This window comes from Plantibacter sp. CFBP 8798 (assembly GCF_014841195.1).
Classification (GTDB): domain Bacteria; phylum Actinomycetota; class Actinomycetes; order Actinomycetales; family Microbacteriaceae; genus Plantibacter; species Plantibacter auratus.
In genome coordinates this window covers 108,747-133,435 of record NZ_JACYTS010000003.1, presented here as the reverse complement: position 1 = coordinate 133,435, position 24,689 = coordinate 108,747, and the positions used below count along the sequence as shown (strand labels likewise).

General features: G+C 62.8%; 20 protein-coding genes and 1 pseudogene. 13 read left to right on the top strand and 8 right to left on the bottom strand.

The features are described from left to right. Nucleotides 1–79 precede the first annotated feature (79 nt). Nucleotides 80–892 carry a hypothetical protein gene (locus IFU30_RS13315; RefSeq protein WP_137243561.1) on the top strand — a complete coding sequence of 271 codons (813 nt, stop codon included), beginning with the start codon at nucleotides 80–82 and terminating at the stop codon, nucleotides 890–892. A 21-nt stretch (nucleotides 893–913) separates the two neighbouring features. After that, nucleotides 914–1,207 (top strand): GNAT family N-acetyltransferase, encoded by a 294-nt coding sequence (locus tag IFU30_RS21035; RefSeq protein ID WP_137243560.1) that lies wholly within the window; start codon nucleotides 914–916, stop codon nucleotides 1,205–1,207. A 302-nt stretch (nucleotides 1,208–1,509) separates the two neighbouring features. Here IFU30_RS21035 and IFU30_RS13305 read toward each other — a convergent pair whose 3' ends face one another. Next, nucleotides 1,510–1,785 (bottom strand): hypothetical protein, encoded by a 276-nt coding sequence (locus tag IFU30_RS13305; RefSeq protein ID WP_137243559.1) that lies wholly within the window; start codon nucleotides 1,783–1,785, stop codon nucleotides 1,510–1,512. Next, on the bottom strand, nucleotides 1,785–2,753 hold the full coding sequence (locus IFU30_RS13300; protein WP_161578624.1) for a DUF2599 domain-containing protein: 969 nt from the start codon (nucleotides 2,751–2,753) through the stop codon (nucleotides 1,785–1,787). The genes IFU30_RS13305 and IFU30_RS13300 overlap by 1 nt, the downstream gene beginning before the upstream one ends. Before the next feature lie 757 nt (nucleotides 2,754–3,510). Here IFU30_RS13300 and IFU30_RS13295 point away from each other — a divergent pair. The 6 genes from IFU30_RS13295 to IFU30_RS13270 all read left to right on the top strand — a co-directional run bounded on the left by IFU30_RS13295 (nucleotide 3,511) and on the right by IFU30_RS13270 (nucleotide 9,615). Then, nucleotides 3,511–3,960, top strand: coding sequence for a hypothetical protein (locus IFU30_RS13295; protein WP_137243557.1), 450 nt, complete (start codon nucleotides 3,511–3,513; stop codon nucleotides 3,958–3,960). 144 nt (nucleotides 3,961–4,104) lie between these two features. Next, nucleotides 4,105–4,791 carry a hypothetical protein gene (locus IFU30_RS13290; protein WP_137243556.1) on the top strand — a complete coding sequence of 229 codons (687 nt, stop codon included), beginning with the start codon at nucleotides 4,105–4,107 and terminating at the stop codon, nucleotides 4,789–4,791. Next, complete coding sequence (locus tag IFU30_RS13285) at nucleotides 4,784–5,341, top strand: PepSY domain-containing protein (protein WP_137243555.1); 558 nt, start codon at nucleotides 4,784–4,786, stop codon at nucleotides 5,339–5,341. The genes IFU30_RS13290 and IFU30_RS13285 overlap by 8 nt, the downstream gene beginning before the upstream one ends. 163 nt (nucleotides 5,342–5,504) lie before the next feature. Next, entirely contained in the window at nucleotides 5,505–6,230 is a 726-nt protein-coding gene (locus IFU30_RS13280; protein WP_137243554.1) for a DsbA family protein, read from the top strand. Between the two features lie 998 nt (nucleotides 6,231–7,228). Next, a complete protein-coding gene (locus IFU30_RS13275; protein ID WP_161578623.1) occupies nucleotides 7,229–9,088 on the top strand; it encodes a SpaA isopeptide-forming pilin-related protein in 1,860 nt (619 codons plus the stop codon). A 47-nt stretch (nucleotides 9,089–9,135) separates the two neighbouring features. Continuing rightward, nucleotides 9,136–9,615, top strand: a complete 480-nt coding sequence (locus tag IFU30_RS13270; RefSeq protein WP_137243552.1) for a hypothetical protein — start codon at nucleotides 9,136–9,138, stop codon at nucleotides 9,613–9,615. 268 nt (nucleotides 9,616–9,883) lie between these two features. On the opposite strand, the gene IFU30_RS13265 is transcribed toward IFU30_RS13270, so the two are convergent. The 5 genes from IFU30_RS13265 to IFU30_RS20450 form a co-directional block, all read right to left on the bottom strand. Further along, nucleotides 9,884–10,801 carry a class C sortase gene (locus IFU30_RS13265; protein WP_161578622.1) on the bottom strand — a complete coding sequence of 306 codons (918 nt, stop codon included), beginning with the start codon at nucleotides 10,799–10,801 and terminating at the stop codon, nucleotides 9,884–9,886. 165 nt (nucleotides 10,802–10,966) lie between these two features. After that, nucleotides 10,967–12,535, bottom strand: a complete 1,569-nt coding sequence (locus IFU30_RS13260) for a SpaH/EbpB family LPXTG-anchored major pilin (RefSeq protein WP_137243550.1) — start codon at nucleotides 12,533–12,535, stop codon at nucleotides 10,967–10,969. Nucleotides 12,536–12,897: 362 nt separating this feature from the next. Further along, nucleotides 12,898–15,342, bottom strand: a complete 2,445-nt coding sequence (locus IFU30_RS20700) for a helix-turn-helix transcriptional regulator (RefSeq protein WP_274598632.1) — start codon at nucleotides 15,340–15,342, stop codon at nucleotides 12,898–12,900. A gap of 1,241 nt (nucleotides 15,343–16,583) precedes the next feature. Next, complete coding sequence (locus IFU30_RS13250; protein WP_137243549.1) at nucleotides 16,584–19,115, bottom strand: DUF7507 domain-containing protein; 2,532 nt, start codon at nucleotides 19,113–19,115, stop codon at nucleotides 16,584–16,586. Next, complete coding sequence (locus tag IFU30_RS20450) at nucleotides 19,115–20,410, bottom strand: hypothetical protein (protein WP_137243548.1); 1,296 nt, start codon at nucleotides 20,408–20,410, stop codon at nucleotides 19,115–19,117. Before IFU30_RS20450 ends, IFU30_RS13250 begins: the two co-directional genes overlap by 1 nt. A 659-nt stretch (nucleotides 20,411–21,069) precedes the next feature. Here IFU30_RS20450 and IFU30_RS13240 point away from each other — a divergent pair. The 5 genes and pseudogenes from IFU30_RS13240 to IFU30_RS13220 all read left to right on the top strand — a co-directional run. Next, nucleotides 21,070–21,834, top strand: coding sequence for a CPBP family intramembrane glutamic endopeptidase (locus IFU30_RS13240; protein ID WP_137243547.1), 765 nt, complete (start codon nucleotides 21,070–21,072; stop codon nucleotides 21,832–21,834). 313 nt (nucleotides 21,835–22,147) lie between these two features. Then, nucleotides 22,148–22,327, top strand: coding sequence for a hypothetical protein (locus IFU30_RS13235; RefSeq protein WP_137243546.1), 180 nt, complete (start codon nucleotides 22,148–22,150; stop codon nucleotides 22,325–22,327). A gap of 87 nt (nucleotides 22,328–22,414) precedes the next feature. After that, nucleotides 22,415–22,648: a type II toxin-antitoxin system ParD family antitoxin gene (locus tag IFU30_RS13230; RefSeq protein WP_137243545.1), complete on the top strand. Its 234-nt coding sequence runs from the start codon at nucleotides 22,415–22,417 to the stop codon at nucleotides 22,646–22,648. Continuing rightward, nucleotides 22,645–22,941: a type II toxin-antitoxin system RelE/ParE family toxin gene (locus tag IFU30_RS13225; RefSeq protein WP_137243544.1), complete on the top strand. Its 297-nt coding sequence runs from the start codon at nucleotides 22,645–22,647 to the stop codon at nucleotides 22,939–22,941. The genes IFU30_RS13230 and IFU30_RS13225 overlap by 4 nt, the downstream gene beginning before the upstream one ends. A gap of 14 nt (nucleotides 22,942–22,955) precedes the next feature. Next, nucleotides 22,956–23,159: pseudogene (locus IFU30_RS13220) on the top strand (ATP-binding cassette domain-containing protein); the annotation flags it as partial. A gap of 1,038 nt (nucleotides 23,160–24,197) precedes the next feature. On the opposite strand, the gene IFU30_RS13215 reads toward IFU30_RS13220, so the two are convergent. Then, the gene (locus tag IFU30_RS13215) at nucleotides 24,198–24,386 is read right to left on the bottom strand and encodes a hypothetical protein (protein ID WP_137243543.1); all 189 of its coding nucleotides are present in this window, start codon (nucleotides 24,384–24,386) and stop codon (nucleotides 24,198–24,200) included. Between the last annotated feature and the right edge of the window lie 303 nt (nucleotides 24,387–24,689).

Sequence of the window (24,689 nt, the reverse complement as noted above, 5' to 3'; positions counted from 1 at the left end):
GTCCCGCTCGGCACGCGCCAACGTCGCCGGTAGAGTGCGAGGACGGGCCGGGGGGCGGCCCGAACGCGTAGGGGGAATCATGGGGCGCGATTCTGGGCACAGTGTGACGTGCGCGGATGCGGTTCGCACGACGGCTGAACAGTGCGAGTGCATCTGTGACGGCTACTTTCACGGTGGTCCGCATACCGAGCGGGCACGTGCGCTAGTGTGGGCGCCGGAAAAGCGTCGGCGGTATTCACAGACGCAGGTCCGTGGGGCAAAGAAGGCCGCTCGAGAGGCCCTTGCCGCGAAAGAACTGATCGGCGAGGCCTGCACCGACTTCGCCGTCACCTATGTGATCAATGAATTCATCTTCGCCACCGAGCTGGACCGGCAACGGGACGCCCGTGATGTGCTGAAAGCGATCGTCGAACCGCTCGTCGCCGAGATCGCGAAGGCAGAACTTGATTATGCAGAAGCCAAGGCGGTCACCGATGCCGTCAATTATCTGCACCTCCTGTGCTCGTTGTGCGTCGAGGTCCTTAAGCTAATCGGGGAACTGGACGAACTCGCCGATGACGTCGCAGAGGACATCGCCGAGTCCGTGGCCGCATCGCTCGCGGACGACCTCCTGCTCACGAAGGCGGTCAAACTGATCCTCACGAAAGCTCTCGCACGATCGTTCCGTGCGGCCATTGACCTCGTGAAGGATCCAGCCATGGTTCTGTTACTTCGTCTGGCCGGATTCGTGCTGTGTCCAAACATCGCCGAGCACCCGGATGTCGAGAAGTACTGCGTATCCCCATTGGAGCAGGAATGGGCGACCGAGTCGCTGCGTAACTGGATTACTGATGGCTTCCAACCCGACTCGTCGATCCTCAAACGCGCTCCACGGCGCCCGGCAACTGTCTGACGGAAAGACACGCGCTGAACGGTGGTCTTGCCAGACGGAGCACACACGCCAAACCGCGGGCTAGTCGAGCACGGGCATCCGAGCGGGGACGCTCATGTCATCACGGATATTGCTGTAACACCTCACGCCCGCCGACGAGGACTGGGGCGGACCGTCCTCGCAGCAGCCACCGCGTGGCCTCGGCACCCACCGGCTCGGGGTTGGGTGGCGTTTGTTGATCCGTCGAATCTGGGCGCGCGCGCATTCTTTGAGGCAATCGGGTGGGCAGACGAAGGACTTGAGGATGGCATGTACCGCTTCCGCGACGTCTCCTGATCGCGCATCGCTCTCGCCACCGCGGGTCTAGTCGACGTCCCGCAATCGATAAGTTTCGAGCGAACCGATCGTCCCGTAAGTCGGTTTCGATACGACACAGGCGACAGGGCGTCTCGGAAAACTGTAGGTTTCTGAGAAGACCTCGGACGGAGGACTGAATAGCCAGACGCGGGGATGTAGCTTCCGATGAAGCGCATGGGCGGGTGCTGCCGACGGCGATCGCTTGCAGCAGACAGGGCCTCGGCCAACTGGCCGGGGCCCTGTGAGTTGCTTCGAGTTTGTGCGTTGGCGTCAGCCCTGGTTTAGGGCGTTGTAATCGAGTTGCTGGTTCGGTCGGCCCGGTACCGGGCGATCCAGAACACCAGGCTTGTCGCTCCGAGAACGACCAGGAGTGGGATCGCGATGAAGCTGCCGATGAGCAAGGTGGTCTCGGTGGCTGTGGTGTAGCCCGATGTTCCGTTGGCGTCAGCTGTTAGGCCGCGGTCTCCGAGGGTTATCCCGAGGTAAATGAGTGTGCCAACGGCTGTGAGTACCCCGGCTGCAGAGGCGATAGCGGCCCCGCCGGCGAGGGCACGCATCAGTTGCACTGCCTTTGGATCAGCGTCCAGTAGTCGTACGCAGGTCGGCCGAGGTCGAGGTTCCAGCTCACCTTGTTGGGTGCGCGGAATCGAACGAAATCGAAGTGGCAGTAGTACTGGTCTCGCATTGACGGGGTATTCTCCCGGCTGCCCGGTGTCTTGTTGAGGACTTCGTCCCATCCTGCCCACCGTGCGGCCACGCCGGCGCTTGCCCATGGGTTCACTCGTGCCCAGGATGACGGATAGACCTGCAGCGTTTTGCCAGACCATTTCGTGCGGTCGACCAGGGCGATGCCGAGCCACGGGTCGGCGACAATCGGGTATGCGTTACCTTCTGCGTGTTCAACCACCTGAGTGAGGGTGGTCCCGTCGAGCTCGTAGTGCGTAGCGATGTCGGTGCCGTTCGCGTCCTTTGCCCAAGCTGACGCCACTCCAGCGAGGAATTTGCCTTCTGCGTCGGCGATCACGACAGCGCCGCTCGTCGGGTCCAGGGTGACTGTCGCGTCCGCGGGTACCTGCAGCGGGTAGGCGTAGCGGGTCGGAGCGTTGGCGCCGTCAATCACGGTAGTGATCTGCACCGAGGCATCTTCTTTCAGCACGGGGACGGTTGTCGAGCCGTCGTTGTTGTCGTAGGACACGATCCCATCTGCCTCGGCGATGGCGCTCTCCGCATTCGTGGCGTTCGGCAAGCCCACAGTGATCTCGGTGCCTCCAGAATCGGTCAGTGTTACTCCGTCGGCCGCCTCAGTTGGAAGGGTAGCGGAGGCTTCGGAGGTGCTTGCTTCGACTGCTGACTTATCGGAAAGGTCAACCGAAGCGTCCGCGACGCCGGTCAATACCTCCGGGGCTGCCGCAGCGATGGCAGCCAACGGGTCAGGTTCGGATTCTGCGGCATGAGCAGGAACAGCCAATCCCGCGGCCAGAAGCGCGGCTCCAACGGTAGCAACGAGTTTCATGGTGGTGCGCAAGTATTCCCCCTCGATAGTGCAGTCATGGTCGCTCTCAAAGGTCTGCATCCGCGACCCCCGGCCGAACGGAATCAGGCCTCAGTGAAGTTGCCGATGAAATCTGCGATGTCGTGACGCTCCTCGACGCCACTGCTGGAAGCCTCTTGGACGATCAGCGGAATGAACACCCGCCATGTGGCGGGAATGGCACACCGAGCGGCGGGTCACGAAAACAGGACTACTGACATAGTTGAACGTTATACGCGCATGTCAGGCGGGTAGTTATCCACAGGCGGGGCGGCTTCCGAGCCGCCCCGTTTTGGTGTCGCCCATGCGCGCTGTGCCCGGTCTTCGGGGATGATTGCGAAGGTGCATCTACGCTCCTTGAGCAACGATGGATGTCACGCCCTCCATCGCACGTACCCAGTGAGAAGTGCACCGCGGGCGAAGTTCGATCAGATCGATCGTGCGTGTCAGGTCATCGAGAGGTTCCGCGTCAGCCGGGTAGCGCTGTCGCGCCCCGCGCCCTCCCCTGAATGGTGATCCTCAGCCACGCATGGCACCCCACCGATCACTGGTTTTCATGCGGATTAGTACTCAAAACGGTGTCAAGTCAGAACGAGCACAGACTCCCAGTTCGAAACTTGTCCTAGCAGGCCCGAGCATCCAGCATCCACGATGCGACCCATCGGGGAGCGTGATATCTCGGCGCGGCCAGCTCGCCTCGTCGTCTTCCCGGAGTGCCGAGTCAACCCAACTACCCGCAAGGACAACCATCGTGATTCACCAGATCATCGCCGGAATCACTCGAGACCTCATCGCTACAGGAACCTCGGTACACCGGGCCATCGACCTTCCTATCGCGGCTGGTGAATGGCAAGTTCTGGCTCGCTTCGCCGGCCGAAAACTGGGTACCGCCGTCACGACAACCGCGACGAGCTCCGCGGTCGCAGCACGAGTTCCCGACCTGCCTGAGTCTTCACGCGAGGACGACCGGGGGGCTGATCGTTCCCTCTCGGATCCCAGAAATGTGCAGGAGGGCGATCGCCTTGTCGTCGTCTCTGCACGAGAGGACCTGATCGTCGGAGAGATTAAACGCACCGGTACGCGTCTACACATCGGCCATTTCACGGTGCGGGACAGTCGATCAGGACCGAACTTACTCGCCCGCGTCATTGCCCGTGAGTCGCCGGCACCGACGGCGAGCACCAGACAAAACGTTGCGTGACCTGGCGAGCCGGGTCCTATCGGCGTGAGCGTCCGTTTTTTAAGCAATGGGTGGTCGGCGAGACGCTCAACACGCCACCAGATTCCAGAACCACCGCCGCGGCAGCGGCCCGCCTGAGAAAGCGAATACTCCGAGTTGAACCCCGTGAAGCCCTCTCAACAGATAGATCTGGACAGGTCACCTCGACCGGAAAAACGTCGTTGGCGTTGGTTCACCCTGGCGCTCCTGGCAGCATTGGTCGTCCTCGCTTCCGTGATCGTTGGCCTGTTGATCGGCAACGTCAATGGCAACCAGTCCACGCCCAGGACCGATGCGAGCTCCCGTCTCGTGGATCGCTCGCCTTCAGCTGCGAGCGGTCCAACCGTTGAAACGCCGGGCCGACCCGATTCGAACGACCCGCCGCGGACGGCCGGCCCACAGGGTACGGACAGCGCTGAACAGCTGTTGGAGGTCATCCGCCTGGCCAACGTGGCCGTCGGAGGCGATGTGAGCGATCTGAGGTCCGTGGAGGCTGAACCTGTTGGCGCGTGGCACGTTCACTTCGAGACGGCGGATGGTCTGGAAAGCAAGGTTCGCGTGGTCGACGACAAGGCCACCATCATCGAGACCGAACGCTCCGACGACCGAAGGTTCCCGGGCACCTGGCGCATCGAGGACATCAACTCAGCCGTTCTTGCTGCACTGGCGGCATACCCCGGCAGTTACTTGACCGAATTGGAGCTGGACGCTTCCTCACATGCTCCCTATCGGATCGAACTCGTGGACGGATTTGTTCACAAATTACGCCTTGACACCAACTTTCAGATTGTGGAGATGAGACTCGATGACTAAAGAACGCATCTGGCGGATGTCGCTTGCGCTCGTCGTCGGGAGCGTTATCGCGTCGACATCGGCGTGCACCGCGCCCGGAACGGGCGCACCGATCGGAGCCGCAGACCCAAGCACGCCCGCTACTTCCGCCAGCGAGGCCACACCGTCGACGAATCCAGCATCCGATCTCGAGGTGTTCTTCGCCGCGCGGGAGCAATACCGTGAGTATCTCGAAGCACACTCATCGAGTTCCTCCGACTCCAACTGGTTCGCAGATGACGACTTCCGACAAACGTTGCAGTCATTCGTCAGCGCGAAAGCACAGATCAACCGCAGCGACCTGTGGCTCAACACGAATCGTGACGCGACCGGCCCGGGACTCTCCTGGTCCGCAGCTCAGGCAGTCGAAGAGGCCAGCCGATCGGTCGGCGGAGCAGTCCACGTCACAAACATCGATCTTCGAAACGAAGGCGCTCTCTTAAGCTGGAAAATCGACTTCGAGACGGGGCGCCAACAAATCACCGTCACTGTTGACGGTGAAACCGGAGCAGTCACAGACGTTGATGACTAGCCACCGCAACGATCACGGATCCGCAGATGTCCGGCAGACGATACCGGGCAGCTACAAACCCATCGGCTCGCTGGTTCACTCATATCGTCCACGACCGTGAGCCCCTGCACGAGGGGTCAGCCCTGAGAACCACAGTATCCAGACATACCCTGAGGAGCAGTTTATGGCGTTCTTTCAACTCAGTCCGCGGCGACGCCGGGGTGCAGTCTTCCCCGCAGCGCTCATCAGTGCGATCATCCTCAGCGGCTGTGTCGGCAGCGAAGCCATGCCATCCGAGGAGGAGGACTCATACCCTACGTCTTCGCTGACGGGTGTTGTCGGCGCGGTGGAGTTCGACGGTGGGTACATCAGCCTCGGTTCGGGCGCGACAGTCATCGACCTCTACCTGGACCCGCTGTGCCCGTATTGCAAGATCTTCGAAGCCGGTAATGGACAGCTGTTGTTCGACGAGGTCGACGACGGGCGCGCAACGCTGCGGATCCACCCAGTGGCGCTCCTTGACCGGCTCTCGGTTGGCACCAACTACTCCACTCGCGCAGCAGCCAGCATCGTCGATGTCGCGGCATCCCATCCCTCTGCTCTCCCCGGCTACCTCTCTGCCGTCTTCGCCAACCAGCCCGCAGAGAACACTCCTGGTCTCTCCGATCAGGAGCTCATGAGCATTGCCGCCCAGCTCAATGTCTCGTTGAGCGACGCAACCACGCTCCGCACCTATCATGCCTGGGTGCGGGACATCACCGCCCAGGCCCTACAGGGTCCGCTCCCGACCAGCGAAGCACTAGCCCTGACCGCGGTTCCCACCACCATCGTCAACGGACATCTCTACTCCGGAAACAGCGACGACGCTGAACACTTTGCACAGTTCTACCAGGCTTCCCTGACGCAATAAAGCCAATGCCAGCGTCCCCTCCCGCAGGCTGTGACGTGCGCAGCAACAGCCGAGATGGCCCGACCGCAGGTTTGCAGTGCACGTGGTTGTGCCCCGGTGTTGACCGTGCTTGTCGGTCGGAGCCTTCGAACGAGACCGCGGCTCACACCGTGCCCGCTGCCGGATTGGACCAAGGACCGGGATTGAGCGCCTCCTCCCCGCAGTGTGTTTCGGCTATCGTCCTGTCTCCCACCGAACCGAGCGTCAGACGCCCTCCCGGATTCGGATCGCATCGCATCGCGACGCCTCCTTGCACTTCGCCGTGCCCGGTGGTGCTCGACGCCTCCGACAATTGGCCGAGCACGAACCCCAACCTGTCGGTCGAGGCCTTCAGGAGCCGATCTCATCGGGTGCACGCACCCACGATGCTGCATGCCAGCACCTAGCCATTGCCCCATTGCCCCCTGAGTTGTTGTGCGTCATGGCAGGCAGAAGCAACGCGTGCACGGAGACGAGTGACGTGCTCCCGATACTGGTACCTGTTCCCTTGTCGATTCTCTGGAGATGCCATGCGCTTGTTGGGGCCTGCCACAGCTCGGTCGAGCAACCATTCGTTGTCTGGCGTGACGAAGTGGTGTGCATCCGTGACGCTACTCGTGGTGACGCTGTCGCTCGGACTCGTGCCGACCAGTTCTGCGGCCGGGGCCGGTTCGTCTGCTCTTGTTCTCGGGAACTCGAGTTCGTATGTCAGTTCATCGAGTTTCGTTGACGCCACAATGGCTGAGATGCAGCTCGGAAACCGGGCAGCCCGTGCGCAGGTGGGAGGTCAAGGACAACTTCGGTTGAAGTCCAACCCCAACCCCTACGCCCAATCGTTCGAGCTGTTCCCGCTTGGCGGGCCTTCTGCGCAGACCACAGCGGACGACCCACTGACAGCGGCCTGCCTTGAACCCCCGGCCAGTTGGACTAGATCACGGGACGAGTGGCTGGCGGTAGGGAAGCGTTTCGAATGCGGCGATGTGAACACCGTCACGATCACGTACGACAAGCCGGTGCTCAATCCAGGCTTGGCTATTTATGACCTTTCCCTGTCCACGACGGAAGACACACTGCCAGAGCTCGGCGCGATCGCATCGTGGAGCGAGACCCGAATCTCCGCGATCAACGGCGAATCACCAACCGCGTACACCACAGCCATGACGACGTACGCAGAAAATCCAGCGGCCGTCCCGGGAACGGACGTTCGGTTCGTTGACAACGCATTCACATACACTCCGCTGCTCGGTCAGAGGAAAGGAACCTCGCACAACATCCCGGTCGTCCAGATCTCGGGTCTCGTTCATTCGGTCACGCTCACGGTCTCGTATGCAGCGATGGTCGTCATCGGTCCGCTGGCGTATGACAACTTCGCAGTCAAAGTGGGGAGGCCGCTCGTCGGGGTGAGTCTTCTGGCCTCGCCTGTTGATCTCTCGGTTGTGAAGTCGGCGCCGACAACCGTACGCACCGGTGATGAGATCGAATGGTCGATGAATGTCACGAACAACTCAGCAAATCAGGCCTCGCACGGATACATCGTCCGTGACGCGATACCAGCCACGGTCGTCGATCCTGTGCTGGTGTCCGGTCCTGAGGGCTGCCGTCTTGACGGCCCGAATCTCTCCTGCAGTGCCGCGCCGACCGGGTGGTCGATTGACGAGACCGACCCGGACCGCCCTGTGCTTGCCGGTGGGGACCGTGCCGCAGCGGTCCCCGTCGTTCTCGAGGCTGGTGCTTCTGCTGAACCGATCATCATTCGAGGAACGGTCACAGCCCCGCAAAGTACGTCCGTCGAGAACACCGCAACGGTGATTGGCATCGACAGCGACCCGAACAACACCAACAACGTGTCAACGACGACAACAGCAATCGCGAAGGGGCCCGTCTGGAGCATCGACAAGGCCGCATCCGTGGCTGGGGGCGGAACCTACGTTTCACCGGGGGAGAACGTCTCGTACACCGTCACAGCACGCTCCACCGAGGACACCGGCAACGTTGTCCTCACCGATGACCTCACGAACGTGTTGAACAACGCCGCGTTTGTTGCCGGTTCCGCGACGCTGACCTACGAAGAGAGAACCTACCTGTGGTTTGTCCCCACGGGCACTCGGACAGTCACCAAGAACATCCCCGACCCGGTTCCCGGCAAACCGGTTCTTACGACGCCCCCCTTCACCCTCATCGCCGGGTACCCGGCAAAGGTGACCTACACAGCAACCGTCGCGGACCACGCGTGGAACAGTGTTCTCCACAACGTCGTCGCCGGCACCGGCGATACACCTCCTGCCACCTGCGAGGCTGGCGCCGCTCCCGCGCCGGTTTGCCAGACCGACACCGTCGTCTCGGCACGGATGGAGATTCTCAAGCGCGGCACCGTCAACGGGCAGGTCACCCCACTGGACGGAGCCGGATTCGAGATCCTGACCGATGTCGACGGCGTACCAGGCGAACCGCTGAACGGAATCACCGTCTCTGCGGTGCCCGGCACCACCGGGTCATTTGAAGTACTCGGCATCACCCCCGGTGCCTACTGGATCCGTGAATCGAAAGCGCCAGACGGACATGTCCTCCTTGCGCAAGCAGTTCCCTTCACCGTCGCCGCCGGCGGAGCGCTCGAACTGGCAAACCCTGCCCTGAACTCGCAAGTGACCATCGAAAGCGGGGCGCTGGTTGTGACTGACAGCCCTCGCTTCGACATGCCAGCCACGGGAGGTGCCGGAACGGGGACACTTATCGCGGGGGGAGTAACTCTGCTCAGTCTTGCGCTCTGTGCTGCGTTCGTCTCTCGGAGGTTGGGTCGACGAGGCAAGGAACACCACGATGAGATGCCCGGCGTTCGTTGACGAGACCGTCTTGGGCCTCAAGGGCATGGCGCAGAACGCTCGCGACGTTGGGCGTCGCCCTCATCGGGACAGGACTCATCACCGTCGGAATCGCTGTTGTGGATCCTCAAACCGTGGAACGAACGTATGGGGACATCAAGATCACGGTTGCGCGCTCGCTCGCCGGTGATGCCATCCCAACGGTCACGCTCGGTCAGTCCGGCGCAGAAACGCTGCTCGATCGTTGCGACGGCACCTTCTCGGAGATGGTGGACGGACACCGGGATGACGTTCCACCGCTGTGGGCGGCACATAATTATTGCGGGGGAGACATCGTGCTGTCGTGGGAGATCGGGCAGCTGGTCAACGTCGAGGTTGACGGGATCATCCGCCAGTACCGGGTGGCGGGCACCCGGGACACAGCCAAATACGGAGTCACGTCAGATGCGCTCGTTGGAATACCTGGCGACGTGCTCCTGCAGACCTGTTACTACGGTCGTCCACAGATGCACTTCGTTGGCCTGTCGATCGTCGACGACGCAGAGTAGGCCGTGTGATCAGCACGCCGTACGGCCTGATTTCGTGCGATCCAGCCGCCTCCGCCCGAGGATGATCCACGATCTGTTTCGCGTCATGCCGTACCACCTACGGTGGCACGAATCGGCCAAACCGCCGAGAGCGTCCTCGATGTCCTATCGCGCCGCCTATCCCGCAGGTGGAACCCGGCAATCGCAGACCATCCGACCACTTCCGCAACGAATCAACCAGCGCGACAACCTCCTATAGGAGCGTTGCACGGCCAGCAGTGTAGCGAGGCTAACTGAGCAGGTGGCGGCGTCTGCTGCGGCTTCGGCCGTCGACCTCGACGAACGTGTGTCGACGCGCGAGCCGACCACGACGCGCGAGACGACCACGCGCGATCGCGGGCCACATCAGGTACAGCCCCGCGGTAACACTCACAGCACTGAGCATGATCACCCACCACGGGAACGGTATTTCGTCGGGCGCGACCGTGTCCTCGGGTCGAGTATCGTCCGGGAGATCCACGCGCGAGGCTCGAATGATGATGCGGTGACTATTGACCCCGATAGGTGTGCAGGTGATGAGTGTGAGGTAGTCCTCACCGTTGACGATCCGCAACCGATCGGTTTCCGTGGGAACGACCGTCGCGAAATCGAACGCCTGATAGGCGAGCGTTTCACCCAACACGTCAATGAAGATCAGGTCTCCTTCGTCCAGGTCATGCAGGGGGGTGAAGAGCGCGGCGCCGGGCAGGCCACTGTGTCCGGTGAGCACGGCGTTGGTGCTCGTCCCTCCCACCGGTAGCGACGACCCTTGCAGGTGACCGACACCTTCAAGGAGGCTGTCATCGGAGGTGCCATGACGGATCGGCAAGCTGATGTCGATCGCGGGTATCCGGATCCGGGCCATCACATCGCTTCCTGGAACATGGAGCTGATCCAGGTACTCATCCGAGGTCGCTGCGACTTCAGCCACATCGGTGTACGGGTCCGTAAGCGTTTGAACACCGATTCGGGTGTTGTAGGTCCTCGCTCGCTCGAGCGATTCCGCTCGTTCCGATGCTGACAGGTCGTCGAGTTTCTCGGCGTAGCTGTTGGTACTCGTGGCGTGTGCTCGAGCTGCGAACCAGTTTGCCGCGTCAGGGTAGAGCAGAAGTCCGACCCCAGCCAGAGCAATGATCGTGACCGGTATGCGGCGAAATATCGCCCTCATCGAGGAACGGGAACGAGACGCGTGTCTCCGGCGGCTCGCGGGGGAGTGTTTCATGGGAGATACCTCGTCGAGCGGGTGAGTTTCCGGGGGCAGGATGGATCGCTACTACAGAGAGAGGTCGGCCTGGCACGTGAGCGCCAGACCGACCTCGTACTGGGGATGTGGCTACTGTGCGACCTTTGCGTCAGCACGGCGGTTGCGGATCGTGAGCACGACGGCACCCACAACGAGGAGCACGCCCGCGCCCATCAGCAACGAACCACCGGCGCCACCGGTGATGGGGAGGAAGAATCCGCCATTGCCGGGAACGTTCTTCACGTCAAGGTCGACGACTGTTGCGTCGTTGCTCGTGATGTCGAACTGAACGGGTTCGGCGAGCAGCTCAAAGCCTGCAGGAGCTGCCGTCTCGACGAGCCAGTAGTGCTTCCAGGCGTTCTGGTCGGCGATTGCCGCGTTGTTCTCCCAGTTCGAGTAACGCAGGCCGGCGATGGAAACACGTCCCTTCGCATCGGACGTCCACACGGATTCACTACCGATGGTGACGAGGCCGGCAGGATCCTGAGCCTTGGCCGCGTCAAGGCTCGTGTACACCTGGAACTTCGCGCCGCTGAGGACCTTGGAATCCGCAGCGCTGATCTTGTTGATCGTCAGTTCGCCGAACTTCGTGACCGGAGCATCGTCTCCCGGGATCGGGTCGAACGGGTTGTTCGGATCGGTCGGGTCGTTCGGCTGGGGCGTCGGGTTCTCTTCGTCCGGGTGGCCGGGCGTGTATCCCGAAGGCGTCTTGTTCGTGATGTCGTCGGCGTTGTCGTAGATCTCGGCGACGTTCTTGATGTCACCGAGCTCCTTAATCGTGGTGACCAACGCGAACTCGATAGCGGTCCCCTTGTTCGCCGGAAGGTTTGCCTTCGCGAGGCCAAGGTCGGTCAGCTTCACGAGGACAGTCGCGCGCCCCGTGACACTGCTCACGACAGATGAGGAGGTGTAGTCCGCGGCGTCAAGCTTGGTGCCGTTGATCGAGACGTCTGCCGACTTGAACGTCAGGCGCTTGTCGAGCGTGTCGGTAAGTTGGTAACCGTCCGTGCCGTCGATCGGCAGGATCGAGCGAACGGTCCAGGTGACGTCATCTCCCACGGCGACAGTGCTGCTGTCAGAGACGCTCTTCTCTGTGTGTGCCGCGAAGTTCTTCGGGTACACATGCACGTCGTACATCCAGCTCGACTGATCGAGCGGGTTGGTCAGCGGCAGCGTCACGAGGAATGGTGCGCTCGGGACCACGCCAGCTGGGGCTTTGGATTCCGTCACGTAGTACAGCCCAAGGTCCAACCCGGTGAGGGAGAGCGTCCCGTCCGCGGCGGTGACTCCCCGGTGGATGTCTGCGGGTGCGGTGCTGACAGCGGAAGCGGCCGTGGTTGTCGTCATGGCCTGCGCCGACTCCCATCCGGCGTTGGTAGTGAGGTCTACGCCGGCCACCTTCGTCGCTGTGAATTCAACGCCGGGAAGCGGTGTGAGCTCCGTCAGATCAGCAGCTGAGAGCTCCCGACCGTCGTGCGGAAGATCCGTGGGGCTCTTTGGTTGCTCGTATTTGTGGATCGTCAGCGATCCCGACTGGGTGGCGTCGATTGTCGAACTCGTCGCTGCGTACGCGCTGCCCACGCTGCCCAGGGCCAGCGCACCGCCGACCAGTGTGGCGGCAGCTGCCCTCAGCAGCCTGCGTTGTGCAGGATTTGTCATGTTTGCTCCAATGTTGGATGGATGGCAAGGAACCAGCGCCGGCCCACCGCGGAGCCATCGACATCACCCAACGGCCGACGTGGCCGGCCGCGCTGCGACAGGCCCAGTTCCGTGCTGCCGGTCGCACCTCAGCCCGAGCACACCCGGTATCGAGATGGTTGTGATGGCAGTTTGGTTGCCAACCGCCGGTGTTATGCTCGCGGGCTCGCCGCGACTGTCGGCGGGCAGAGCGCGAAAATGAGCAAGCCGAGCACGCCAAGTGGGGGTCAGGTAGCGTGAGATAGGTGCCTGTAGCGAGCGAATGCTTCGCCGCGTCCACAATGCACGCGATGGCGACCGATCGCGGTACCGGCCGGCTGGTTTTACCTGCTCAGCACGAGTCTGGACAGTGCCACGCGATCTGCCGTGCCGGTCTTGCGCAGAGCGCTGGCAATGTGGTTCTCCACCGTCCGGACACTGATGTTGAGCTGTTCAGCGATCTCGGCGTTCTTGAGGTCGGCAACCAAACTGGCGATCTGTCGTTCGCGAGGAGTGAGTTCTGCGACTTTCAGAGCGCTTCGACTCGAACGGATCGGCTGGAAGGAGCCGGTGGCCCTGCGCTGGAGTTCCGCTAGGGGGCCCTGCAACGCGCTGACGATATCGTCGTCCCCGCTGCGTTGAGCCCGACGCAACTCAGATCCCACGATCTGTTCCAGCAACGTGATATCTCCCGCTGCCGGGGCAACCAGAATGTCGTGGACTGCGGCGAAATCTGAACGGGCAAGCGCAGGGATCAGGTTGAGCGCCCGAGCGTAGAGGGGGAGTTGCACGCGCTGGCCGAGAAGCGTCGCTTCTGCGGAGACGAGCGGGCCGGCATAGACACAGCCGGCGACAACGGTCAGGCTGGCTGCTGCGGCGAAGTAGCCGAGTTCTCGACGTCGACGAATGGCGTTCGCCATGTCGCGGTCGAAGGACACCGGATCAAGAACATGATGTGCGACGATGGCGGGGACGTCACTTCCCATCCCATACAACGGACCTGGGCGAGGAACGTAATATTCGACCTCGGCGATGAGTGCCGCTGAACTATCTGATGTGCCCGTCCGGAACGCCTCGTTGACGGCTGCGATTCCTAACGTTGCCCCGAAGAACGGGCGGAGCAACATCGTGGCCTTCGCGGTGCTCAGTGCATCGCCGATCACCGCATCCAGTGACGCTATCTGGCCGCCACCCGCGTAAGTGAACGCGAGTGCGTAGGACGCACCCAGATAATGGAGTCGATCGTGCGCAATGAGTGCGGAGGCGCGCGAGGCGTCGGCACGTTCCGCGGCCAGCTCGAGGTTTCCCTCATAGAGACTGATGAGGGGGAGAATGTAGCCATGAAAGGCTGGCGAGAACAGCTGATCAGCCGCGGTCGGTGCCGCGTCTCGCGCCCGATCGATTTTCCCTGAAAACAGCAAGATCATGGACCGCACAATCCCTGTCAGGCCGGTCACGTCGTGTTCGACGGAGAGCCCGTCGCCATAGTCTTCCGGGATGCGGTCGAGGAAGACGGTCAACAGGACCGCGGCGGCTTGGGCGGCTGGGCGCAGAGCCGACGGTTGTTCGCCGTACGCTCTCAGAACGGCCAACGCGCCGCGGAGATCCCCGAGGTCGAGCGCCACCCATTGCGCGTGTTGAAATTCGAACAGGAATGCGTCCAGTGGGTCGACCCCGGACGTGACCGTTTCGTGGAACACCCGCTCGATCGCGGCGCGCTGAAAACGGCTGCCCGTTGCTTTTCGCAGATAAGCATGGGCGAGCGCCGGCGTGCGCTCCTTTTCCCAGGATTGGAGCATGAGCGGCGCAAGCTCGTCTGCGTCCTGCTGGAAGATCCGCCCCGTCAGCGTCTGTTCCATGGGTGCTGACGCGTCGGAAGTCGGACGTGCCGGGACATTTGAACCTGGAAGCATTTCCCGGCGGAGGAGGTCGGCGACGATCGGCGGCCACACGTATAGGACCGGCTCTGACTGATTGGTTGGTGCCATTCGCACGAGCTGACGGCGCAGCAGGGAGCGCAGAGGGGGTCGGCTGGCAAGAGCAGCTATCGGTTCATGAGTCTGCTCTCCCTGAGCAATTTGGTAGAGCAGTGCAGTTTCTTCGTCGTTCAATTCGTGCAAGTGTCGCTGGGCGAACGAGCGTAGGTGGGTGCTCCACAGCGACGAGGAGGACAGATGCCATACGCCATTCTCGAGCACGATGAGTCCTTCGAGTCGGCTGCTCCCGGCGATCGCACGAACGAGTTCCGGCAACCCGCCGGATTTGCTCATCACCCGCGCGGTGAGGGCGAGTGAGGCGGGACTTTCCAGTTCTTCGTGGAGGAGGACTCTGACCTGCTCGAAGTCCAGAGGTTCGAGGTCGATCGATACCTCTGGCCAGGAGGGGGACGCGAGCGCGCCCGAGGTATAAGACCGGACCGTCCTCACCCGTGACGTGACAGAGCTCAGAAAGTGTACCGATAGCGGGTCTGCCTGTTCGTAGTCATCGATCACCAGGACGGCGTCGTTTTGCTGGAGGAGGGCATGTCGTGCCGAGGTGAACATCGCCGCAGGGCTCCGGTCAGATGAGCGGCGCAGCAATCCCAGCTGCTCAAGGATCTGCCCACCGAGTTGCCGCCCGCCCAGGTCTCCCTGTGCGCTCAGGACACGTCCCCCTCGTGCTTCAAGCGCCGCGGTCACTTCGCGAAGGACTGAGCTTTTCCCGCTTCCGAGGGGCCCGAACAGCAGCACATTGCGGCCGCTGGTGACATGCTCGACGACGTCGCGGGTTACCGTTTTGAACAGGTACATGGGCGCCTTCATCTCCGCTGGCGAGGTCCGCTCGATTCGTGTGGATGTCAACCTACCAGCGGACGCTGACGATGGTCTTCCATTGAGCGCCCTGGAGACAGTCAGGTGAGTGCCTCCAGGGCGCAGCTCAGATGCACCTGAGCCAGACGCGATCGAAGAGCGCGCCCCACTCGCGACGCCGGGGAAGGATTCGCGAGCAGCGTGTGAAGTTGAAGGGGCGGCACCATCTCTACCCGAAAAGAGGGCGCCGCCCGTGCCATGCCGCCCAGATGGGTAAGAGGCATGGCGTGTCTTACAGGCCGCGACTATCCGGTTGCATGCCGGAAAACCGAGGCGGGCCCGAAACCTACCGTGGTGTTGAGTCGATGACCTGCGAAGAGCACGTGTTCCACAATGCGCTGCGCCGAGCCGATGTGGGTAGAGAAGCCCCAGCCCTGGGTGCCCTAATCACACACATTAGGGTGGTGCAAGCTCACCGCGTGAGTGTCGATTGGACGCTCGTTTTCCTCGGGGCAGGCCAGAGTGAGGTGCAAGTCACGGCGGAGGATGAGGGAGGAGTAGCCGGGAACGCCGTGCTCGTCGTCGATCTTCCGGGTTGTCGGCGTCTGGTTCAACGCGGGCAGTGAGTGATGATCCTGGTCGGTCTGGGCGGATGTTGCTCTCGTCAGGTTGCAAGACCTAGCTGTGGTTCACGGCCCGGTGACCGTGTGGCTGGTTCGGGATCGTCACCGCGAGAAGGGGATCGTCACGGAGCGTTGCGTTGCTGAGTGAACCAGGTGCGAGCTCGGTGAAGCTCCCGCGAACCGGAGGCCGTCCGGACCAGTGCAGCGCCCCCACGACCAGGTCAGATGTCGGGGACAAAGCCGGGGCGCAAGCGCGCGTGGTGGCCGCGGAAGCGGACGTGGTGAGCGCCAAGCCCATCGTTCCACCTGCGACGAGACAACGACCTGGGCCGCTGGCCGCCGCGCGGTTGCGCCGCTGACGGAGCACGAAGATCAAGCCGGCCGCGGTCAGCACGATGCCGATCAGCAGGACTGTCAGCGGGTCGGGTCCGATTGTGGGAAGGCGGCCAGGAGGAGGTTGCATGCGTGGCTCCGGGACGTCGATGCTCGTACCGTCCCCGAGCAGGTTTCAGGTGCGTCACCCAACCCGAGCCGATGGACCACGCCACAGGCCTACTTCCGCTCCACGCGAACGCCCCGGTGCTCGAGGTGAGCATCGGGGCGGCGATTGTCGCTTGGCTATTCGGGCGAAGTGGCACTCCGGGAACGACGTGCACGCAGCAGGAAGCCGAGCAAGAGGACACCCGTCGCGATCGTCAGCGGAATGATTGGCGTGCTACCCGTGAGCGCGAGCAGGCCGGTCGCGGGTGATGCCGATGATTCAGTGGGATCGGCGCTTGCCGGGCTTCCGGGTGGTGTTACGGCAGCCGGATCGTCAGGGTGAACAGGCGGGACCGCATCGGGCTGGTGGAGGGTGGTCGTGACCGTCGCGCGCTCCTCGAGCAATGTTCCGCTGGCGGAGGTGGCCGTGCCGATAGCGGTGTTCACGACGATCAATGATTCGAGGTCGCTGGGCTGGATGTTGTAGCTTGTCGACACGAACACGGATTCACCAGGAGCGAGCTCGCCTGGTGTTCCCGGCCAGTCGAACGACAGCGGGGTGAGGCCTTCGAGCTCGTCCGCGACGATGATGTCGTGGAGGGTCACCGTGCCGGTGTTTGATCCTTCGATCTGGTAGCGGATCGTGTCGCCTGGCTGGGTGGGCGTTTGGAGTGCTGCGTCGTCTGCTGTCTTCACGAGGCTGAGGCTTGCCTGAGTCGGCAGGGGGGTGTGAACGGACGCGGTGTTCGACTGTGCGGGTGTGCCTGCCAGACTTTCGCCGGTCGCCCATGCGCTGTTGTCGACCGCACCTGCGTCGATGTCTGCCTGCGTGATGGCGTATACGGCCTGACCCGATGCGGATTCTCCGGGGCGTAGCTCGCCCGCAGGACCAGGCCAACTGATCGAGATGGCGGACAACCCTTGCAGCGGGTCGACGATTGCCACGTTGGTCACCGTGACGTTGCCGGTGTTTTCCACGCCCAGCGTGTAGGAGATGAGGTCTCCGGGCTTGGCGAGGTCGGAAATCTTCGAGCTGTCGGCTGTTTTCGTGAGTGTCAGTGTGGCTTCTTCATCGAGGGTGATCGTTGCAGTCGCCGGATCGGAAGCAACCGGCGTCCCGCCTTCGGTTGTTGCGGCAGCAGTTGCGACGTTCGTGAGGGAGCCGGAATCGACGTCTGATTGCTGAAGCGTGTACGTGGCGGTGGCGGTGGCGGACTCGCCGGGGAGCAGCTGACCAGGGGTCCCAGGCCAGGAGTAGGAGATCGTGGACAGATTTGGCATCGGATCGTCAATGGTTGCTTGAGTCAGCGTCGTGTTTCCAGCGTTGGTGAGCTCGAACGCGTAGTGTGCTTGCTGCCCGGCTGTCGGTCCTGCTGTCGGGTTTGTGAGGGCACCTGTTTTGGTGAGTGTGAGCGATGCGGATTCCGTGACGGATTCCTGGGTGATGGTGCCGGAGAACACCGAGTAGCTCCCGATGCCCAGGTCAGGAGAGGTCCAAGTGAGCGTGTTCTGGCCAGCAGTGTCGAACGTCCAGCTGGCAGTGCTCTCGTCGTACCGCGCGCTCGAAGATGAAACGGGGAGGGGGCTGCCGTCGAGGAACTGCACCGGGTTGTGCTGGGTGTGGCCCGTGAGGATGACGGGAAGGGTGAGGCGTTGTCCGTTCAGGAGAACATAGTTCGGGGCCGACAGGTTTCGGATCGGTTCGATGGAGACAATCTGGTTCCGGGACAGGTCGAGGTGATCGATGAAGATGAGGTCGCGGAGTGGGGCGACGTCTTCAACACGGTTGTTGCTCAGCGTGAGCGTCTCCAAGCCGACCATGGGGACGAACGAATCCAGATCGACGATGTTGTTGTGGTCCAGGGAGAGATAGGTGACGCCGGTGAGACTGCTCCATGACGTCACGTCAGCGATCGTGTTGGACTCCAGGTTGATGGTGCGCAGCTGCGTGAGAGCTCGTAGCGGAGTGACGTCCGTGATCTGGTTGGTGCGGAGATTCACGTGTTGCAGCTTGGTCCATCCTGACATCGGTGAGAGATCCGAGATCTGGTTTGCGGTCGCTTCGAAGAATTGCAGTTCCCGCAGATCCTGCAACGGAGCCAGATCGGAGATCCCGTTGTTGTTCAACTGCAGGGTGGTGAGGTTGAGTAGACCTGCGAGCGGTTCGATGTGGTTGTTTTTGACGGAGTTGAGTCGCACCTCGGTAAGTTGCGTCATCCCAGAAAGTGCCGTGAGGTCGAGGACTTCTGAGCGGTTGACGGAGAGTGAGGTGAGCATCGGCAGGCTCGCGAGACTGGTGAGGTCGAGCGGTTGCGCGTCGGTCACGCTCACCGATGCCAGCTCTGGCAGGCCACTCAATGGGGCAAGGCCAGCCGTCAGCGGCGCGCCAGTGAAACTGAGCTTGCTCAAGCCCGAGAGTGCCTCGATGCCTTCAAGCGAGGCAATTCGGTGCCCGTTGCACTTGAGTTCTCGGAGAGATGCTGCTTGCTCGGAGCTGATCGGCTCGCGCGCGTCGATGCCGAGGGCCTGAGCTACGCACCCCCGGAGAGCGAGGTCCGAGAAGGTGGTGTCGGGGCTGCTGAGGGCGTTGGCGCCACTCACGGGCGACAGAGAAAGGAACAGCGTTGCCGCGGCAGCAAGGGCTGTCAGTGTTCGGGTGTAGGCGCGCATCAGAAGGTCCTCTCAGCAGAGCTCGGCGTGTGTGCAGGGCGCGCCGCGCGCCGCCGCCGCATCACCAGCGTGAGCCCTGCGGCGAGAGACAGCACACCGACTCCGACAAGAGTCAGCAGCATCATCGCGTCCAGACCAGTCTTCGCTAGAGCGAGGGACGTCGCCGCCGTTGCATCTACAGCCACCGGGCCGACCGGCACTGCGGGGTCGACCGGTACTGCGGGGTCGAGCGGCGCTGCGGGGCCGACGGGTACTGCGGGGTCGACGGGTACTGCGGGGTCGACCGGTGCTGCGGGGTCGACCGGTGCTGCCGGGTTGACGGGGTCCGTCGGTGCGGATATCAGAACGCTGAATGGTCCGCCGACAACGGCTGCTGTCCAAACGCCAGAGACAGTGGCTGGCTCGTTGCTGCTGTGCACGGTCGCGGCTGGATCGAGCAATGGAATGACCTCTCCAGGACGTGCTGTGGGGGAGATGCGAACGGGAATGACGAAGGTGGCAAACGTGCCGGCGTTCGCACGCGGCCATACACAATCCACCGCGGAGCCTTCGACGGTGCACTGGTTGGGGACAAAGCGGAGGGAGAGCCCGTCAGACAGGGCGAATCGCAGGCGAACGTCGCGGATATCGCTGTGTCCGCCCTGCGTCACAACAATGTGGATGTCCTTGTTCTGCGACGGCGTTGCGCTGAACTGCGGATTCCGTGGCGCTGTCGGCCTGTTTGCGGGCGCCGCCCCTTCGTCGACCACGTTCACCGTGGTCTGCAGGTAGATGTCCGAACGGACACGCTGCTGATCGACGTAGCCGGCAGACGTATACCCCGCTGCTGCGGACGAGACCGTAGCGGTCGTCCCGAACAGGGTCGGTCCGTCCCCATGAACGAGGAGGAAGTCACTTGGCAGGTTATAGGCAAGATTGTGGTTGGCGGACTGACCGCTTGGAATGGTGAGCGGGCCGCACACGACAGTGGTCCCGGCTCCGGCGACTTGTGCACACGAAGGGTCGAAGTAGGTTTCGCCAACGCCCGGCAGCGTCATCCCCGAGTCCAGGACAGTCGGCTCATAGCTGACGAAGATGTCAGCGAGGTCAGCGCCGGACGCATTGCGTATCGATGTACTGACGGTGCCGTTGAGCCCAGCGAAGGCCTCGAGGCTCCCGGCCCGGCTCGTGATCACCAGCGCATCAGTTTCCGCGGCGGTCGCCGCGGTCGGGGCCAGAACGATGGCTCCGAGAATCGCGGCAGCGAAGGCCGCCGGGAGCGTTCGGAACAAACGGTTGTGTTGCTTGGACTTCATGTTCTTCCAGACCTCAATCAGACATGCGCCTGGTCGAAGTTCCCGGCGCCCACGGACACACTCGTCCGGGAACTGATCAATGCACAGAACGCCCACCACCATTTCCCCGACGGCTCTACTAAGTCTTGGCCCGCCGAACGGGTCCTGAGTGTTGTTGGTTGCACTCAGAGTGGTTGTTTTGCCCGTTCTAAGTGGTTATGCGTCCCTGTTGCGCGCAAGGCGGTGGAGGCGACGAGGTCCGCGGGAACGTGATCTTCGATGTCACGACCGTCGCGCGTGAACTTCTTCCTCTGGGCCAGGGGAGAAATATTGAGTGGACCGACCATGTCGCTGGGGAGGAATTCGGGATGCGGGTGTGGGACACCGCGTCGTCCTTGGCGCAGAGGACTCCGCCCGCCGGCGGGTTGCAAGGAGCCGCGCCGTGGCCTGGCGTTCGCCTCCGTGGCCGCGCGTGCGTGATGCGTCGTCGGGTGACCGAGGGATGTGTCGATCGACCACTCAAACCTGTGCCGAATTGCTCTGCATCGCCACGGGTTTGGGCCGGACTATCGCTGTGCTGCTGTCAGATGTGATCTGGTCATACTGCCGGTTGATGATCCGAACGAGCTCGTCGTTCGGCGTGCACGTGTTCCGCTGACAGACCAGCTGAAGGAAGGACCATGATGAGATACGACGACGGCGCAACGAAGTCAACGTTTCTGCGAGCTATCCGAGCGGAGGAGTATCCGCGGACGTTCACCTGGCACGGGCGAGACTGGATCGCACTCGCGGCCATCCCGACTGTCTTCCTTCTGGCCTGGTCGACGTCCGCCCTCACCAATGACCTGGCCGTACAAGTCATCTCAGACACCACGCTGCGGATCGTGTTGTTCTCGGTGCTCGTCATTGCGAATCGTGAGCTCCTCGCGCGCCACTGGCGTGCGTTCGCGCGAGTGAAATGGCGCGCGACTGGCCTGGTCATTCTCGGCTTCATGGCCCTGCAGGTCGTCACGACCATCCTCGGCACGCTCCTGCGGTCTCTGGGGCACAGTGCTAGCGACATCACGCCGGCTCAGCCGGAACCAGCTGAGACAGTCTCGTTCCTCGTCTTGCTTTTCGCATCATGTTCGCCAGTGGTTACGGCTCTCATCGAAGACTTCACGTTCCGGCACACGCTCCTGCTCAAGTTCCCGGTGTGGCACAGGCGCTTCCTCGCGGTGTCCCTTGTGGTCGGGAACGCGCTCGTGTTCGGTGCTATCCATGTCAACAACTTCGGTGGAGACTGGCTCCTCACGCTCAGTTTCGCGGGCGCCGGTCTGCTCATGAACCTGATCTATCTCTGGATTCGGAACATCTGGGTCGTGCTGCTCATGCACGGTGTGAACAACTTCGTCCTCGGCGGACCGCTCGCTGTGGTCATTGTGCACCTGCTCGGCGCCCAGTAGCGCAGCTCCGTCTACTTGCAGACGGGGCGCCTCGTTCATCAAGCAGGCGGATCGTCCTTCGACCGCGGTCCCGGCGGCGAACACGTGGCCCACATCAGTCGGCGGGATGAGCGGTCAGCGTCTGGCGAGTAGGGTGGGTGGAGCTGACCGTCGTGAAGGCATCCCGGCGGTCAGTGTTATTCCTAGGAGGGCCCGGCCCCTCGATCCGCGACAGCGCAGTGCGCACCATCGAGTGCGTATCCGGCGTCAGCGTCATAGCTGTAGACCACCTGCTCGGTGCGGGATGCCCCGTCGCAGGCGGACGGCGTTGGGAATGGTGGAGCTCATGCTCGAGGGCGTGCGTACTCGTCGCGACACCATTTATGGGCAATTCACGCTCGTGGCCGCATTCGAACCGACCGATTGCATCGCTCGCCGCGTGCACCGGCTGGTGGGCCGGCCCGTCATGCCCGTCGGTGACCGCAATATCGTTCTCGCGAGAATGGTGGTGTAGCTCGGGCGCTGAGGGCGGTCTTCCGGTCGAGTGGAGCGACCAGCGAACAGCCTTCCCATGAATACCAATTCTTGGTACTATTGCTGCATGGCCCAGAACACTTCGATCAGCCTGGATGACCATTTCACGAGCCTGCTCTCCCGGGAGGTGTCCTCCGGTCGGTATCGCTCGGCGAGTGACGTTGTCCGTGCCGGTCTGCGTCTGCTCGAGGACCAGGAGACCCACCTGGCTGCTCTGCGCTCCGCACTGTCGGACGGCGAAGCCAGTGGAGAAGCTCAGCCCTTCGACTTCGATACCTTCGTCGCAGCAAAGAAGGCATGACCGGCTACAGGCTCACTCCGGCCGCACAGCTCGACCTCTCCTTGATCTGGGACTACACCGCCGAGCGCTGGGACGCCCAGCAGGCCGAGACCTACATCGGTGAGCTCCGAGCCGCGATCGAACGCATCGCAGACGACCCTCGACGTGGCCGTGGGCGTGACGAGGTCCGCTCGGGGTATTCGAGCTACAGTGTCGTCAGTCATGTCGTGTTCTACCGTGTGAACGACGAGGTCGGCGGCGTGGACGTCATCCGCGTTCTCCACCAGCGGATGGACCCAGCCCACCATCTGTGAATGACGACCGACGCAGATTCACAAAATCACGCGGATGGTTGAACTCCCCCGACGAGGCGGCAATCCGCGCAGCGATGGAATTCCTTACCCTCGTGCCGCTCCAGAACCGGTACCTGGACGAACTCTCTGGTGGGCAGCGACAGCGAGCCTACGTTGCGATGGCGCTCGCACAAGACACGAACTATGTGCTGTTGGACGAGCCATTGAACAACCTCGACGGCTGGTGCGTTCACGGTCACGACCGTGTTCGCGAGGTTCCGCAGCGGGCCCCGGAGGTCCTCGCGGGCCTGGACAAGGGTGTCGATCGCGGTGTCCTTCCGGTCAGTGTCCGCCTCAACGGTCAGGGTGGCGCTGACGAGGGCTTTGCGGAACGCGGTGAGCTGCTGCAGGGTTGGGTCCTTCGGCAAAATCCGGTCCACGGACGCCGGTTCTAGGGTGGTTGATGCGGCCGGTTGTCCCTCAGCTGGTGGGGTTTTCACCGCGGTCACGGCCGCGTCGAGGGCCAGTCGGGCTTGCTCGAGGTCAGCAGCAGCACTGGTGTCGAAGTAGGCGGAGGCGCCGGCGACGATCGTCGCGACGGCGGCGCTGGTGTCTTGTGTCCTGGTGAGCTCCGCGTCGAGGGCGATCTTCTGGGCGTTGTTGTGGATCTCAGCCTGCCCGAGCGCTTTCACCGCGCCTCGTGCTGAGGTCAGGGCACTGTCGTATGTTCCTCCGACCTCGGCGTTCGTGATGACCACCGCTGTGATGAGCACGGCGGCGGCCACGACAACAGCGAGGATCTTGCCGAGGGTGTGTCGGCGCATCCAAGCCAGAACGGCTGCCCACCGGGATTGGGGCCTGGCGGAGACCGGAACGGTCGCCACAGAGTTCGGTGTGGGGGCCGGGTCTGTGGGGTCGTCTGGGAGGTTCGGGCGGGTCATGAGTGGTTCCTTTGCGTGTGTTCGGGGAGCGGTTGGGTGCGGTCGATGAAGGAGGGGTTTCCGGTGGTGTCGAGCCAGGCCAGGTAGTCCTGGTATGGGTCGTCACCGGGTTGTGGGGTGACTGCCGGCGGTTGTATGCGGCGGATGGGGGTGTCGAGCTGGATGGGGTGTCGCTGCTCGGAGCGAGGTGGTAGGTCGGAGTTCATGGTGGTGTTCCTCTTGTGATGGTGGGGGCCGGCCGACGGGGCCGTTCAGAGCTGCGGAGGTTCGTGGGTGAGGTCGGGCCGGGTGCCGATGTCGGGGACCTTCACCGGCCAGGTGTGTCCAGGCCGCGGCTCATGCTTTAGGGTTCCTCTGCGTGAGACGGTGGGTCCAGTAGTCGGCGTTGTCGCGTTCGAGCTGTTGCGCCTGGTCCAGGGGTCCGACGACGGGATGGGTGGTACACGCGGCCAGGTAGCGGTCACGCAGCGCCTCCATCCAGGCGAACGAGCGGGGGGTCGCGTTGGCTGGCGTGCTGGTGCTCATAGGGTGGTTCCCTTCGGTGTGGTTGGCGGGGCGGTTCTTTTGTTGCTGCTGCGGTGCAGAGCGCGCCGGTTGGGCGCGGGTGGCGTGCGGTCGTTGGCGTTCCTCTCGGTGGTCGGTGTGATGGGTGTCGCGGTGAGGGTATGTCCGGACAGCCCTGTTGCGGGGGCCGCTGGTGGTGGATTGGGCAGAAATGGGAGGCGGCGGCAACTGAACCCGGCGTCTAGCCGAACCGCATGGGTGGGGGCACGGCAAGCGACATGGTTTTGCGTTCATGAGCCGGTCCCACTGCGCGTGTGCGTCACT

What these genes read in the sequence shown, in the direction of transcription:
- IFU30_RS13315 (WP_137243561.1), top strand. Translation starts at nt 80, where the DNA reads ATGGGGCGCGATTCTGGGCACAGTGTGACGTGCGCGGATGCGGTTCGC.
- IFU30_RS13305 (WP_137243559.1), bottom strand. Translation starts at nt 1,785, where the DNA reads ATGCGTGCCCTCGCCGGCGGGGCCGCTATCGCCTCTGCAGCCGGGGTA.
- IFU30_RS13285 (WP_137243555.1), top strand. Translation starts at nt 4,784, where the DNA reads ATGACTAAAGAACGCATCTGGCGGATGTCGCTTGCGCTCGTCGTCGGG.
- IFU30_RS13280 (WP_137243554.1), top strand. Translation starts at nt 5,505, where the DNA reads ATGGCGTTCTTTCAACTCAGTCCGCGGCGACGCCGGGGTGCAGTCTTC.
- IFU30_RS13265 (WP_161578622.1), bottom strand. Translation starts at nt 10,801, where the DNA reads ATGAGGGCGATATTTCGCCGCATACCGGTCACGATCATTGCTCTGGCT.
- IFU30_RS13260 (WP_137243550.1), bottom strand. Translation starts at nt 12,535, where the DNA reads ATGACAAATCCTGCACAACGCAGGCTGCTGAGGGCAGCTGCCGCCACA.
- IFU30_RS20700 (WP_274598632.1), bottom strand. Translation starts at nt 15,342, where the DNA reads ATGTACCTGTTCAAAACGGTAACCCGCGACGTCGTCGAGCATGTCACC.
- IFU30_RS13250 (WP_137243549.1), bottom strand. Translation starts at nt 19,115, where the DNA reads ATGCGCGCCTACACCCGAACACTGACAGCCCTTGCTGCCGCGGCAACG.
- IFU30_RS20450 (WP_137243548.1), bottom strand. Translation starts at nt 20,410, where the DNA reads ATGAAGTCCAAGCAACACAACCGTTTGTTCCGAACGCTCCCGGCGGCC.
- IFU30_RS13240 (WP_137243547.1), top strand. Translation starts at nt 21,070, where the DNA reads ATGATGAGATACGACGACGGCGCAACGAAGTCAACGTTTCTGCGAGCT.
- IFU30_RS13235 (WP_137243546.1), top strand. Translation starts at nt 22,148, where the DNA reads ATGGTGGAGCTCATGCTCGAGGGCGTGCGTACTCGTCGCGACACCATT.
- IFU30_RS13230 (WP_137243545.1), top strand. Translation starts at nt 22,415, where the DNA reads ATGGCCCAGAACACTTCGATCAGCCTGGATGACCATTTCACGAGCCTG.
- IFU30_RS13225 (WP_137243544.1), top strand. Translation starts at nt 22,645, where the DNA reads ATGACCGGCTACAGGCTCACTCCGGCCGCACAGCTCGACCTCTCCTTG.
- IFU30_RS13215 (WP_137243543.1), bottom strand. Translation starts at nt 24,386, where the DNA reads ATGAGCACCAGCACGCCAGCCAACGCGACCCCCCGCTCGTTCGCCTGG.